The following is a 13,084-nucleotide window of genomic DNA, read 5'->3' as shown; positions in this document are numbered from 1 at the left end:
GGTCATCGAACAAGCGGTAGGTGGCCCTTGCTGAAAAGTAGCTTCGAGTGGGCTGCAGTCCACCGCCGATTGCATCGCATATCGAGGGTTGCCAGGTCATTAGAGAGCCGCGTAGGTGACTCTCCGGTGACTTCGCACAGCAGCGCTGTTATAGCTTCCCCGCTAGCCGTGCCGTGCTCTTGTAGAAGATCCGCGACAGCGGTGACAGCGGGCCAGTAGTGACGCACCAGACATAAGGAGCGGGCGATTGCCTGGGACTCGGCGTCGAGCAGCTTTCGTACAGGCAGCAAACTTATCAATTCGTAACCCCGGCACCGGTCGCCCCTGCCGCTGCCCCAGATGAATTTGTCCGATCTGGTGCGCTTGTAGACTGCTTCGGCCACCGGGCCGGCGAAGCAATCGAGAAGGTCGCGCTCAATGGAATCGACCATAGAAGGCAGGTATTCAGCAATCCCGGGCGCGTCGAAGGATGGGTGCGGGACCAGGTAATCGGCCTCAACCAACCCCTCTACGTTTTGCGGGTTGCCGCGCAGATCAATCATTGGGCCGGTGCAGGCTTCTGTCCTGGTACGCACAGTGACGCGCTCTATGAACTGACCATTCCACCAAAAGGCCAGGGCGTGGCCAGCTTCGTGGACGGCCGTGCAGCGCCGGCACTTATTCATGCTCTGGTCCTCTCCCGCACAGGCGTGCGTCGCGTATCAGGTCTATTCCTTCCTTGGGTGTCAGGTAAAAGACTAGGCCTATCAGGATCTGATACGCCACCTATTAGCTGAGTGCTTTATAGGGGGCTAACCTTAACGGAGCGCTGGTGAAAACTGGCCGGTTGAGACCTGATAAGAGATACGAATAAGTCAGAAGCGTACTAGGCTTGCCGTGGGCCACCGTGCTGGTAACTCGATTGCCGCTATCCGGATTGCCCGTGTGACCACGACGATTAATTGATCGAATTGTTGGCCCAGCAGCTTATGTCATTGATTTCGCTCGTCGCTATTGCGCCCACGCGGGGCCGGATAGCCGGATGAACACGACCAAAGGTAGCTCACACATGGCAACTGAATCGAAATGCCCGTTCAATCACGCCGCCGCGGGCGGTGGCTCGTCGAACCGCGACTGGTGGCCGAACCAACTCAATCTGAAGGTCCTGCACCAGCACTCGTCCCTGTCCGACCCCATGGACGAGGGCTTCAACTACGCCGAAGCGTTCAAAAAGCTGGATTTTAAGGCGCTCAAGAAAGACCTGCATGCACTGATGACCGATTCGCAAGACTGGTGGCCTGCGGACTTCGGACACTATGGTCCGTTCTTTATTCGCATGGCCTGGCACGCCGCAGGCACCTACCGCACCGGTGACGGGCGCGGTGGTGCCGGCTCCGGTCAGCAACGCTTCGCGCCGCTCAACAGTTGGCCGGATAACGTCAGCCTCGACAAGGCACGTCGACTGCTCTGGCCGATCAAGCAAAAGTATGGTCGTAACATCTCCTGGGCCGACCTGATCGTCCTCACCGGCAACGTCGCGCTGGAATCCATGGGCTTCAAGACCTTTGGTTTTTCCGGAGGCCGTCCGGACGTCTGGGGACCGGATGAGGACGTCTACTGGGGCTCCGAAAAAACCTGGCTGGGGGGCGACGTGCGCTATGGCAAAGATGAGAGCCCTACTGTCCAGGAGCGCAAGCTGGAGAAACCGCTCGCTGCGGTGCAAATGGGCCTGATCTACGTCAACCCGGAAGGCCCGGAGGGCAACCCGGACCCGGTCGCTGCTGCGGTGGATATCCGTGAAACGTTCGCTCGCATGGCGATGAATGACGAAGAAACCGTGGCACTGATCGCCGGCGGCCACGCCTTCGGCAAGACCCACGGCGCCGGGCCTGTAACCAATGTGGGCCCCGACCCCGAAGCCGCTGGCCTCGAACAGCAGGGCCTGGGCTGGAAGAGCAGCTTTGGCACCGGCAAAGGTGGCGACACCATCGCCAGCGGCCTGGAAGTGACCTGGACCACGACACCCACGAAGTGGAGCAACAACTACCTGGAGAACCTGTTCGGTTTCGAGTGGGAACTGACCAAGAGCCCGGCCGGTGCGAACCAGTGGACGGCGAAAGGCGGCGCTGGCGCGGGCATCATTCCGGATGCTCACGACCCGTCCAAACGGCGTAATCCGACCATGCTGACCACGGACCTGTCCCTGCGATTCGACCCGATCTATGAACCGATTTCACGGCGCTTCCTGGCAAACCCGGATCAGTTGGATGACGCGTTCGCCCGCGCCTGGTTCAAGCTGATCCACCGCGACATGGGGCCGCTCTCGCGCTACCTGGGCCCGGAAACGCCGAGCGAAGAGCTCATTTGGCAAGACCCTGTTCCAACGGTCGACCATGCCCTGGTCAACGACAGCGACATCGCCTCACTCAAGAGCAAGCTCCAGTCCTGTGGCCTGACAGTCTCGCAGCTTGTATCAACTGCCTGGGCGGCGGCTTCCACCTTCCGAGGCTCCGACAAACGTGGTGGCGCCAACGGTGGGCGCCTGCGCCTGGCCCCGCAGAAGGACTGGCCGGCCAACCAGCCTGGGCAATTGGCAAATGTGCTGGCGGCCCTCGAGAAAATCCAGAGTGAGTTCAACAGCGCGCAGACAGGCGGCAAAAAGATCTCGCTGGCGGACTTGATCGTGCTGGCCGGTAGCGCAGGTGTCGAACAGGCGGCGAAAAATGCCGGTCACACCGTCACGGTACCGTTCACTCCGGGGCGGATGGACGCGAGCCAAGAGCAGACGGATGTGGAGTCTTTCGGGTTTCTCGAACCCATCGCCGATGGCTTCCGCAATTACCTCAAGACCCGATATCACGTACCGGCCGAGGCGTTACTGATCGACAAGGCGCAACTGCTGACACTCACCGCGCCAGAAATGACGGTGCTCATTGGCGGCCTGCGCGTGTTGAACACCAACGTCGGACAAACCCCGCACGGGGTCTTCACGAAGCGAGCTGAAGCGTTGACCAATGACTTCTTCACCAACCTGCTCGACATGGGCGTGGAATGGAAGCCAGTCTCGGACGCCAATGAAGAGTTTGAAGGACGCGATCGCAAAACCGGCGACCTCAAATGGACAGGCACTCGTGTCGATCTCGTCTTCGGCTCAAACTCGCAACTGCGGGCCTTGGCCGAAGTCTATGCAAGTGCCGACGCGCAGGAGAAGTTCGTGAAAGACTTCGTGGCAGCCTGGACCAAGGTGATGAATCTCGACCGCTTCGAGCTCAGGTAACACGAGTGTTGGGCCCAGGGTCTTGGAGTGGGCCACCTCGACCTTATTCCTCAAGAAGGTACAGGGTCTTGGCGTCTGGCTCGCCGCCGAAAAACTGATCGAGGGCCAACCGGAACAGGGGCTGTTCGGGCTTGATACTGGCGAATAGCGTGAGGCAGGAGTGCAACTTCAAGTCTTCGGGGTGGCCGAGGATGGCCGGCGCACTCTTGTCGCGGTGTTGCAGGAGGGTACTGACGTTTTCCTCCAGCCGTGGCCCCAACACATCATGCAGCAGATAGGCCCGGGCTTCGGCAGATAGGCTGACTTCTTCTTAAGCGTAAATATTTGTCGGAAAAATATAATAGGAACAAGCAGGTAGTGTGGTTTTTTGCGTAAAGAGGGATTTTAGTCTAGGGTTTATTATTGTTTACCTTGTGAGTGTGTAAACAATGAACCCTTACAGAATCAAGCTCATGCGGTTCGACAATGGTTAGCGTTTCCCCGTACTTTGCCTTGGGCAAGACGGTATGCCCGTGCACAGAACCACACTTTGGGTACTGACAGAGTTACGAACGGCTAATTTGTCAACGAGCACACTTCATTAGGCGCTTCGGTCGCTTATGCTGCTGTTCATTGTTATTGGTGAACTAAAGATAGATTTGTGCGCCCGTTTGCGCGATGGTCATTTTTTAACGGTAGGAGACATAGAAGCTATCGTTGGGGCGTGTAAATTGCCAATCGCAGCGGGCGATAGAAAACGATCCAGGGATGGGATATTTGTATGGCCATGTTCTATCAGTGACTCTAGTTCGCAGAAAATTCATCCCGCCACTATTGCCATACGGCTCTTATACATTGCCCGATACCTTGACTGGATTGCGACCGATCAGTTACTAAAAGCTGGGGTCGGAAATCCACACTTCACTGGGCTGGAAAAACTCCGGGAACTGGTGTCTACAGCCATAAAGGCTCGCATTCCTTCAGTGCAACGCTTTTCCAATGTTACACCTCGCGAGGGCTTAACTGAACAAATGTGTGGTGCAATCCATGGCCAGTGTTGCTGGAGAGGCGGTGAGTAAGCTCAGGACTATTTCCACGCCAGCGCGAGAAGTGGCACGGTGGTACGAGCAGCATCCTGATGCGATGTATTTACCCGTGGAGTTGGAGGTGCTCCGGGGGCAGAAGTTAATTAGCTCGGACCAGGTGAGTGCGATTGTTTTTACCGGCCCACCCCCCAATAGCAATCACACCCAGCGTGGGGCGGGATGGTGCAGGAAGCATGGGATCGAGGAACACATCCCTTATGACCCGCAGCAGAAAAATGCCCCGAGGTTTCTGTTCGCGGACATTGAACGAGTGATCATTTCGATGCTGCCAGCCAACTTTCCGCTGGCGGACCAGAAGAACAACCTGAAATACAGTGAAGTGCTTTGCTTGACGCGCCTGAATGAGTTAGCCGAGGCGTGGGGAACGTACCGTGGGGTGATCGTCTTGCCAGATACCGGTTATATTCAGAATCAATTATCTGGTACACGCACTACCCACAGTATTTTCGATCGCTTCGGTTGCTGTGAGCTAGACGGCAGTCCAATGCAAATCACGACGCATCAATTTCGCCATTTTTTAAATACCGTGGCGCAGATGGGCGGATTATAGCAACTCGACATCGCCAAATGGAGCGGTCGAGCCAAGCTCGGACAAAACAAGTGCTAAGACCACCAATCCGATAGGGATGTATTGGCGCTAGCCAGGTCCGCTTTAGGTGATCCGGAAAAGTCAGTAGGTCACGTGGCGAGTATTCCACCGAGTAGTTTGATTGCACGGGATCAGTTTGCGACGCTGGAAATCATGACCGCCCATACAACGGATTTGGGGTATTGCCTGCACGATTTTTCCATGCTGCCGTGTCAGCTTTATCGAGATTGCCTCAATTGTGATGAGCATGTGTGCATCAAAGGTGATGTGGTCCGAGAGCAGGCCATTCGTCGGCATCGTCAGGAAACCCAGGTCCTTCTCGCGAAAGCCTTACAAGCGCTGGGCGAGGAGGGGGTCGGTGCCAACCGTTGGGTCGATCACCAGACACAGCCCCTTAAATCGATCGGCAGCAAACACCCTCGGTATGAGGGTTACATACCATGATGCTTCTGGGTATCGATATCCCACCTTGGGTGAAGAGAACGCCCCGACAAGTTTAGACTCCCCCCGTGGTCCTCGGCGGGCTGACCATCTCATTAAATGCAGGTATCGCTGGCGCATTTGGTCAAAGACTTGGCGTAAATGGGCGATATTTTCACGGTTAGAACCTTTATCGTTATTTTGATACCATCAACCAAAGATCTTTTTGAGTATCTTTAGTTGTCAAAAATCAACTTTGATTTTTTTCACTGGTTGATACCCTTGCAGCGTCTGATGCTTGCTTGGCGATACCCTGTCATGAGTACATTATGAGAACAACACAGCAGCTACTGCGGCTCGTGACACCCCCGAGCCGCCCGTCAAGTCCGGCAAGCAGTCCTGCCTTTTCAGATATACGCCGAAATGGATAGCCAAGAAATGATAGCCCGGATGTCGCTGCTGTCGCACCGCGATGACAGGCTCAAGTGCCTGGAGAGGATTACTACCCAAACCGCGCTGGTGCTGGAAACCAACAATCTGCGCGGCGGCAACGATGCGCTGGAAGCCTTGGGCAGCCTCAAGCGCCTGATCGCCAGGCTTGCCCAGCAGAGTGTCTCGCCGCAGTCTTTGGCTCAATGGGTCGTCACCCACGACGGCCTCGATCTGCAGGCGCGCCAAGCGCTTTGTACACTGGCCGGCCGGGCGCTGGACTTCGTCGAAATCGACGCGCTCACCGGCTACTACGATGCCAAGAACGTCGGCTTCGACGGTGTCGACCAAGCACGTTGCAAGTACGTGGTCTTTGCCGATGCCGATTGCATCCCCTGTGCCCAATGGCTGGAGCAGTTGCTGGTGCCCTTTGCCCAGTCCGACGCGCCAGTCGCGGTCGCCGGGCGCACCAGCTATGCGCCGAGCATCACCGGCAGTGCACTGACCGCCATCGACTTCATGTACTTCCCCAGCCCCTTGCGTAACGGCGCCACGCGTAACTTCTATGCCAACAACGCGGCCTTTCGCTGTGACACTTTCGAGCAGTACCGATACGAGCCGCTGAATGGCGTTTATCGTGCCCATTGCCAGGTCATGGGTCTGCGCCTGCAAGCCGCGGGCGTGGCGGTTGCCTATGCGCCGGGCGCGCATACCGAGCATCGATTGCCCGACAGCCATGGTGAAGTGGTCAAGTTGCGCTGGCTCAGGGGCGGCGACAGTGTCGACCTTACGCCGTATCTGGTACGTGCCTATATGCCGGGCTGGCTGCAATGGCTCGGGCGCAGCGGGCCGATCGGCCCTTTGTGCGTGATGGTCGGGCGATTGGGCTACAGCTTGCGCGCCCTCAACCATCAGGACCTGCCGCCCCTGCGCGGGGTACGGCGCCTTGGGGCGACGGCCATCGTCATCGGCATGTCGTTGCTCGACACCGCGGGCGCGTTGGTCCGTGGCTTGGGTATCAGTGCTGGTCGTGCGAGCGCCCTTCACAGTGAAGCGCTGTCTTATCACCGTAACCTGGATTGATCCGCGTCGCGCCGTATCGTCGAACGCAGGTTGCGTGCCCACAGGAGGTCCCCATGAAAACATGTTCGATTGCCTCATTCGGCTACTCCATGGCGTGCCTGGCCTTGCTGGCTCTAAGCGGCCAGGCCAACGCCGAGTTGTCCGAATTCAGCGGCCGCGGAGTGTTTCACTTCGCCTCGGCCAGCGGCTGCGCCGAAGTCGCCACGGGCAGCGTTGAGCGCAACTGCAACCGCATCGCCCTGGATGTGGCGGACGCCCATGCCAGCGTCGACCCGCAATCCCACGCCATTGTGATTGGCGCCGACGCCTTTCACGACAGCAAAACCGTGATCGGCGACGTGCTGCTGCACGGCAGCGGCCTCGCCGCCGATGGCCAGCGCGTGCCCCTGAGCTTGCATGTGCTGCTGCGGCGCTCGGGCAAGGTGTGGAAGTCCGAGACCTATGTGCATTCGCCGGTGCGCGGCAAGTTCAGTGACATCGTCCTTGACCCTTATCAGATCAGCGTCAGCGAAGGCGCCAGCGAGCGTGTGCTGTTCACTGCCGAGCAGGCGCGCAACGTCTTGGCGCAGCCGTCCATTGCCGCGCGGGTGGCCAGCTACTTCGTGGTGGTACGCCCCAGCGATGCGCAGAACCCTAGCGCCGACGACATCACCATAGCCCTTGGCGTTGGCCGTGTCTCCAAGGCACTGCTGCGCGCCAGCTTTACCTCGGGGCAACCAGAGACTGTCAAACTGGATCAGTTGCTGGCCCAGGGGACCTGGAACCTCAACCTGCAGGCCCTGAGCGGCCAGATCCCGATGTGGGTGGTACAACGCCAGCTGTTTGTGTTTGGGCTTGAGGACAGCCCGCTGCTCAAGGACGTTCGCCAGCGTGGCCTGAACAAACGCGACACCCTGGAACTGGGCGCAATCAACGGCAAGGGTTACCTGCGTTACAACGGCCGTGAGGAAGCTTTCCCGGCGGCCAACGCTTGCGCATCCGCCTTTATGCGCGACAGCTTTATCGGCCTGATCCTGGCCTGGCACCGTAGCTCGCAAGCCGCGCCGGCATCCGCTGTCAGCGACGCTGCCGCGCAGCCCGTGCAATGAGTGTGTTCGACCACAGCGCAAGCGCGGCGGACGTCAACTGCCTGAGCACGCCCAAGGCCCAGGGCCTGGGTGCAGTGCAAGCGCGCCTGGTGGATCGCATCAAGCGTGCCGCGCTGCTTCGCCTGCACCGCACCCTGCGCGGGGAACGGCTGCTGTTGCGCATGTACCTGGCCGGCGAAGACGCGACCGAACGTACGCTGCTGGAAGAGTTGCTGCCGCAGTCGCCGCCCTGGCTCGAACGCCAGGTCGAACAGCATCTGGCCGACGAGCGCCGGCACGTGACGCTGTTTGTCGAAGCGTTGCGCCGTGTCGGCGATGATGGCACAACGCGCCTGGAACCAGACTGGCTCAGCCGACGCAAGATCCTGCGCTGGCAACGCCTGGCGCATCGCTACGCGGCGCATTTCGAGCACGGCCTGCTGGTGCCTGCCTACGCGACCGGGCTGTGCGCCGAGCAGATGGCCGAACGCGTGTTGAGCCGTCACTGCGCGGTCATAGGCACCGAGCATGGGCTGTATCCGCTGTTGTCACGTGTCCTGGCCGACGAGAAAGCCCACGTACGCTTGTGCGAAAACACGCTGCGGCGCATCGTGGCGCCCCATGAATGGGCGCACCTGGAGCTGTTGCTGAAGGACATTCGCACCGTCGAATCCAGTTTTGGCGTCACCGGGGCACTGGCGATGTACGTCGCCGGCTCGGTGCTGGGCGGTGTACGCGGCGGTACTCGATGAGTTCAAGGATTCTTTACCTCGCCACCGCCGATGCTCGTGGCCACTTGATGCGCGCGCAGTTGCTGGTGCATGCGCTGCATGAGGCCGGGGCGCAGGTCCAGGTGCTGACCACCTCGGAACAAGGGCAGGACTTTCTCCGGCGCTTCGGCATCGAGGCCACGCTTCTTTCGCAGCACTATGCAGTGCAGTTCGATAGCGAGCAGAACATGCTGCGCCAGGCGACCAATCGCAATGTCGCGCATTACCTGTTTCGCCCGGGACGGATGCTGCACGATATCCTGCGCCTGCGGCGCTGGCTGCGCAGCGCGGATCTGCTGATCAACGATTCCTTCCACCCGGCGTTGCTGTACATGGGCATGCTGCCCGGTTGGCGACGCAAGGTCGTGCATGTGTACGGGGCGAGCCTCAAGGTCGCGCTGATCAACAATTTTGACGGCATGTGGCCGCGCCAGTTCGGACGGCTGTTCGGCTGGATCGTCGGCCGCCAGATTGGCGCGGCGCGTGCCTGCATCGAACATGATTTTGCCTATGAGATCGATGATGCCAAGGCCCCGGACCTGTATCGCTTGCCGACACCAGTGGCCCCCGCCGCTGCGTTGCCGGAGCTACCCGCCGATGGTGCGGCGGTGTACCTCAACCCGCATTTCAGCGAGCCCGCCCTGGCCGATGCCTTGAGCGCGGGCTTGGCTGATGCCGGCCTGGGCGCGCACCTGGTGGGTGAGGGCTACGCCGGGCGCAGTGGCTGGCTCGGGGTTGACCCGCTCTGGGCCAGTCGCGCGGCGCAGGCGCGATTGATGGTATCCGCGCCGGGCATGGCCGCACTGTCGATCGCCCGGGTCTATCAGCGACCGATTATCCTGGTCCTCAGCGACCAGCCCGAACAGGCCACCAATGCTGCGCGCGCCGCCCAGCTGCAGTTGCTGCACCGGGTGGTGACCTGGCGCGGCGACGCCGCCGATTTTCGGCGCCAGGTGGCCCAGGCAGCGGCACAACTGACAGACGCGGCCGCGGCTGAGCCGTCAGCTGCAGCAGGTGCGACAGGCAGGCAGCGCGCCCAGGCGCGGATCGATGCCTGGGTCAGCCGCTTGCTCAGCCTGTGAGTGCGCTGCCGTGCGCCGTCATTCATTCTCCACTCTATAAGCGAGCCGCCATGGGCAAGCCCTTGCAGCACCTGATCCCGGGCCCCAATTATCGGCAGGCGCTGGTTGCGTTCCTGGGGCTGCTGCTGGGCCTGAGTATTTTTATTGGCCTGCAGCGCCTGATTACGCCGCGCTACAACTGGGTCACTCCGCTGGATCAACTGATCCCGTTCATTGCGCAATCGTGGTGGGTGTATGTGCTGTTCTTTCCTTTTGTGCTACTGGCGGCGGCCTACGCCAGCGCCAACGCTTTCAGGGCCTTCAAGAGCGCCACCGGGATCGCCTTTGGAGTGGCGATCGTGTGCTTCTGGCTGTTTCCCGAATTCATTCCCAGGCCGGATATCGGCTTGATCGACAACGCCTTTCTGCACCAGCGACTGAGCCGGCTGTGGCAGCTGGACCAGGCGTCCAATGGCTGCCCAAGCCTGCATGTGGCGGTGACCTGTCTGGCCTGTCGGGCGCTCTGGTGCGTTCGCTATCGGTGGTTGGTCGGCGGCACCGGCCTGCTTATCTGCCTGTCGACGCTGACCCTCAAACAACACACGCTGATCGATGTCGCAGGCGGCGTGCTGCTGGCCCTGGTCTGTGCCCTTGCCACCCAAACACAAGGAAGCAGCGCCCGTGCCCCAGCCTAGATCTCGCGCCGGTGACAACCGGGCGTTGAAGGCCTTTGCCCCCGACGCCGAGCTGTTTGCCCTCAAACCCTGGATCAGCCTGCTGGCGCTGCTGGCCGACTGGGGCTTGATCGCCTCCGCCTTCGCCTGTGCCGCGCTTTGGCCACATCCCGTGATCTACCTGTTGGCGGCACTGATCATTGCCCGCAGCCAGTTGGCGCTGGCGGTGATCATGCATGAGAGCGCCCATGGCTTACTGCTGCGCCGGCAGAAACTGAATGACTTGATCGGGCAATGGTGTGCCGCGGGCCCACTGTTCCTGTCGCTGCAAACCTACCGTGGCGGTCACCTGAAGCATCATCGCCAACCCATGACGCATGACGACCCAGTGGTCGGGGTCTTTGGCCTGGGGGACTACCCGCTGCCCCGGGGTAAGTTGGCCACACGGCTACTGGCGGATTTGTGTGGGGTGGGCTACTTCATCAGCATCTTCAAGTTCGCCCGGGGCGACTACCGCGCGATCATGCCCAAGGTCGATAAATCCCATGGGCAGGTCCTTGGGGAGGTCTTGTCGATGGTGATCAGCAACGGATTGCTGTTCGGCCTGCTGAGCTGGAGCGGGCATCCCTGGCTTTACCCGGGGTTGTGGCTGCTGCCGGCGATTACCCTGCTGCCGCTGATGGGCCGAGTGCGGGCAATCATGGAGCACGCCGGCATGCCCGCCAGCGAAGACCAGAGCCAGAATGCCCGCAGCATTGTCCGCGCGAACTGGCAGACCTTTGTGTTCGGCCCGCATGCCATCCACTACCACATCGAGCACCACCTCTATGTGCGCATGCCGTTCTACCACCTGCGCAGCGTGCATGAGCAATTGGCGGCCCGGCAGTTGCTGCCTGCCGACAATCTCTACAACGGCTATATCGGGGTGGTGCGGGACATCAGCTACCCAGCGCGCAAATCACCGGAATTAATGTGAGACACCGCCAACTCCGGCATATCTGACCTGTTAGAGGAGTTTGGCATGTAAATATGCTGTGTAAATCATAGTGGTTATTAACTTTTTGGTGGTTTGCGTTGGGGGTTGTTTAATTTAATCAAGTAGTTGTGATAGGTGTTTACGTTTTTTGTCGGCTGAAAGTCAGTACCAGAAATGGCAAAGCGCCGGGCCATCTCGCTGTGCCCGAGGCCCTGCAGTTGCGGGAAGATGAACCACATCCAGTGACTGGTCTTGCGCCCGGCACGCAACTCTTCCATGGCTCGGCTAAAAACCGGGTGCTGGGCCTCGACGAAGCGAAGAAGATTGAAGGGATCTTGCATGCTTGTACTCCCTCAATTGGCAAACACTGCAAACGCGCTATTACTTTTTGCACTCCGCCGACACCACTTGGCAGGTGCTTGGCGTGCCACCGGATCGGCTGGCATAGCGCTTGCAATTATCCAGGGATTTTTGCCGAGCCATGCCCAAAGTGGAGCCCCAGGCCAAGCCGCCTTCGCCGGCAGCGGGTAGCGCTTTGGCGTAGCAGTTCGAGGCTGTGCTTGAGGTCGAATAGCGGTGCGCGGCAGTTTTGCTTGAGCATCCGGCTGTCAGCGCCAGGTTGATGGCAAGCAGGGAGAGCAGGGCCCATGACGAGCATTGGCGCGCTGTTATTCCGGTCATCATCCCATTTCCCCCGTATCAAGAGTGCGGTCGTGTTCTATTCAGATTAGACGGTGTTCTGCACTGCCTTTTTCATGATGATGCCTGCGTTGCACGTTGCTTGTCAGGGAGGTTGGTCGCATAAAGTTGAAATGCACGGCGTTGCCCGACAGAATCGCGCCCCGATCCAGCCAAAGGTGCCGGACGTTCGTGGTGAAAAGGGGCAGCAGTTGAACGAACAGACATTGTCCATGCGTCTGGAACGCGTGGCGGGGCATGTGCCAGCAGGTGCGCGCCTGGCCGATATCGGCTCGGATCACGGCTACCTGCCGGTGGCGTTGATGCGCCGTGGCGCTATCGCGGCGGCGGTGGCTGGCGAGGTGGCATTGACGCCGTTTTGCTCGGCCGAACGCACCGTGCGCGAGAACGGCCTGGACCAGCGGATCAGCGTGCGCCTGGCCAACGGCCTGGCGGCGATCGAGCCGGGAGACGGGATCACGGCGATCAGCATCTGCGGCATGGGCGGCGAGACGATCCGCGACATTCTCGACAGCGGCAAGGCGCGCCTGAGCGGGCAGGAGCGCCTGATCCTGCAACCCAACGGCGGCGAGCAGCCGCTGCGCCAATGGCTGATGGAAAATGGTTACCGCATCCTCTGCGAGGAAGTGCTGCGGGAAAACCGCTTCGACTACGAAATCATCGTCGCCGAACGCGCCGGGTCGGTGATGTACACGGCCGAGGAGCTGTACTTCGGCCCGCTGCAGATGCAGGCACGCAGTCCGGTGTTCCTGGCCAAGTGGCAGCGCATGCTGCGCGAGAAACAGAAGACCCTGAGCAACTTCGCCCGGGCGCGGCAGGCCATGCCCGAGGAGAAGGTGCAGGGCATCGCCCGGCAGGTACGGTGGATCAGCGACCTGCTGGCTTGAGCCCGGGGGGAGGGCGAAAAGTCGCCGAGCGGCGATCAGGCAAGGCGACTTTTCCTGATAGTGATGAGGCCGGGAGCACAACACCACG

At 60.2% G+C, this 13,084-nt stretch carries 12 protein-coding genes and 2 pseudogenes; 10 read left to right on the top strand and 4 right to left on the bottom strand.

Annotated elements, in window-relative coordinates; genetic code table 11:
- Positions 1-2: 2 nt before the first annotated feature.
- The gene (locus FPT12_RS02700) at positions 3-665 is read right to left on the bottom strand and encodes a hypothetical protein (RefSeq protein WP_145014526.1); all 663 of its coding nucleotides are present in this window, start codon (positions 663-665) and stop codon (positions 3-5) included.
- A gap of 356 nt (positions 666-1,021) precedes the next feature.
- On the opposite strand from FPT12_RS02700, the gene katG reads away from it, so the two are divergent.
- Positions 1,022-3,256, top strand: a complete 2,235-nt coding sequence (gene katG / locus FPT12_RS02695) for a catalase/peroxidase HPI (RefSeq protein ID WP_178098584.1) — start codon at positions 1,022-1,024, stop codon at positions 3,254-3,256.
- Positions 3,257-3,299: 43 nt separating this feature from the next.
- On the opposite strand, the pseudogene FPT12_RS02690 reads toward katG, so the two are convergent.
- Positions 3,300-3,545: pseudogene (locus FPT12_RS02690) on the bottom strand (DUF1810 family protein); the annotation flags it as partial.
- Positions 3,546-4,282: 737 nt separating this feature from the next.
- Between FPT12_RS02690 and FPT12_RS02685 the strand changes: the two are divergent.
- The 8 genes from FPT12_RS02685 to FPT12_RS02650 all read left to right on the top strand — a co-directional run bounded on the left by FPT12_RS02685 (position 4,283) and on the right by FPT12_RS02650 (position 11,410).
- Positions 4,283-4,891 carry a hypothetical protein gene (locus tag FPT12_RS02685; RefSeq protein ID WP_145014524.1) on the top strand — a complete coding sequence of 203 codons (609 nt, stop codon included), beginning with the start codon at positions 4,283-4,285 and terminating at the stop codon, positions 4,889-4,891.
- A gap of 132 nt (positions 4,892-5,023) precedes the next feature.
- On the top strand, positions 5,024-5,374 hold the full coding sequence (locus tag FPT12_RS02680) for a hypothetical protein (protein WP_145014523.1): 351 nt from the start codon (positions 5,024-5,026) through the stop codon (positions 5,372-5,374).
- A 426-nt stretch (positions 5,375-5,800) separates the two neighbouring features.
- Complete coding sequence (locus FPT12_RS02675) at positions 5,801-6,862, top strand: glycosyltransferase family 2 protein (protein ID WP_145014522.1); 1,062 nt, start codon at positions 5,801-5,803, stop codon at positions 6,860-6,862.
- A 53-nt stretch (positions 6,863-6,915) separates the two neighbouring features.
- Positions 6,916-7,950, top strand: coding sequence for a hypothetical protein (locus tag FPT12_RS02670; RefSeq protein WP_145014521.1), 1,035 nt, complete (start codon positions 6,916-6,918; stop codon positions 7,948-7,950).
- Entirely contained in the window at positions 7,947-8,681 is a 735-nt protein-coding gene (locus tag FPT12_RS02665) for a diiron oxygenase (protein ID WP_145014520.1), read from the top strand. The genes FPT12_RS02670 and FPT12_RS02665 overlap by 4 nt, the downstream gene beginning before the upstream one ends.
- The gene (locus FPT12_RS02660; RefSeq protein ID WP_145014519.1) at positions 8,678-9,781 is read left to right on the top strand and encodes a hypothetical protein; all 1,104 of its coding nucleotides are present in this window, start codon (positions 8,678-8,680) and stop codon (positions 9,779-9,781) included. Before FPT12_RS02665 ends, FPT12_RS02660 begins: the two co-directional genes overlap by 4 nt.
- A gap of 50 nt (positions 9,782-9,831) precedes the next feature.
- Entirely contained in the window at positions 9,832-10,455 is a 624-nt protein-coding gene (locus FPT12_RS02655; RefSeq protein WP_145014518.1) for a phosphatase PAP2 family protein, read from the top strand.
- The gene (locus tag FPT12_RS02650; protein ID WP_145014517.1) at positions 10,442-11,410 is read left to right on the top strand and encodes a fatty acid desaturase family protein; all 969 of its coding nucleotides are present in this window, start codon (positions 10,442-10,444) and stop codon (positions 11,408-11,410) included. The genes FPT12_RS02655 and FPT12_RS02650 overlap by 14 nt, the downstream gene beginning before the upstream one ends.
- A 161-nt stretch (positions 11,411-11,571) precedes the next feature.
- On the opposite strand, the pseudogene FPT12_RS02645 reads toward FPT12_RS02650, so the two are convergent.
- Both FPT12_RS02645 and FPT12_RS02640 read right to left on the bottom strand, forming a co-directional pair.
- Positions 11,572-11,751: pseudogene (locus FPT12_RS02645) on the bottom strand (DUF1810 family protein); the annotation flags it as partial.
- A 40-nt stretch (positions 11,752-11,791) separates the two neighbouring features.
- Positions 11,792-12,091 (bottom strand): hypothetical protein, encoded by a 300-nt coding sequence (locus FPT12_RS02640; protein WP_145014516.1) that lies wholly within the window; start codon positions 12,089-12,091, stop codon positions 11,792-11,794.
- A gap of 209 nt (positions 12,092-12,300) precedes the next feature.
- Here FPT12_RS02640 and FPT12_RS02635 point away from each other — a divergent pair, with 209 nt between their 5' ends.
- Positions 12,301-12,996, top strand: coding sequence for a tRNA (adenine(22)-N(1))-methyltransferase TrmK (locus tag FPT12_RS02635; RefSeq protein ID WP_306108830.1), 696 nt, complete (start codon positions 12,301-12,303; stop codon positions 12,994-12,996).
- Positions 12,997-13,084: the final 88 nt, after the last annotated feature.

Source organism: Pseudomonas sp. H3(2019) (assembly GCF_007713465.1).
In the GTDB taxonomy this organism is placed as follows: domain Bacteria; phylum Pseudomonadota; class Gammaproteobacteria; order Pseudomonadales; family Pseudomonadaceae; genus Aquipseudomonas.
The sequence above is the reverse complement of the archived record's forward strand: the minus strand, read 5'-3'. Positions and strand labels throughout refer to the sequence as shown.

Excerpts from the sequence above, each read along its gene's own strand:
- FPT12_RS02700 (WP_145014526.1), bottom strand. The coding sequence starts at position 665 with ATGAATAAGTGCCGGCGCTGCACGGCCGTCCACGAAGCTGGCCACGCC.
- katG (WP_178098584.1), top strand. The coding sequence starts at position 1,022 with ATGAACACGACCAAAGGTAGCTCACACATGGCAACTGAATCGAAATGC.
- FPT12_RS02685 (WP_145014524.1), top strand. The coding sequence starts at position 4,283 with ATGGCCAGTGTTGCTGGAGAGGCGGTGAGTAAGCTCAGGACTATTTCC.
- FPT12_RS02675 (WP_145014522.1), top strand. The coding sequence starts at position 5,801 with ATGTCGCTGCTGTCGCACCGCGATGACAGGCTCAAGTGCCTGGAGAGG.
- FPT12_RS02670 (WP_145014521.1), top strand. The coding sequence starts at position 6,916 with ATGAAAACATGTTCGATTGCCTCATTCGGCTACTCCATGGCGTGCCTG.
- FPT12_RS02665 (WP_145014520.1), top strand. The coding sequence starts at position 7,947 with ATGAGTGTGTTCGACCACAGCGCAAGCGCGGCGGACGTCAACTGCCTG.
- FPT12_RS02660 (WP_145014519.1), top strand. The coding sequence starts at position 8,678 with ATGAGTTCAAGGATTCTTTACCTCGCCACCGCCGATGCTCGTGGCCAC.
- FPT12_RS02655 (WP_145014518.1), top strand. The coding sequence starts at position 9,832 with ATGGGCAAGCCCTTGCAGCACCTGATCCCGGGCCCCAATTATCGGCAG.
- FPT12_RS02640 (WP_145014516.1), bottom strand. The coding sequence starts at position 12,091 with ATGACCGGAATAACAGCGCGCCAATGCTCGTCATGGGCCCTGCTCTCC.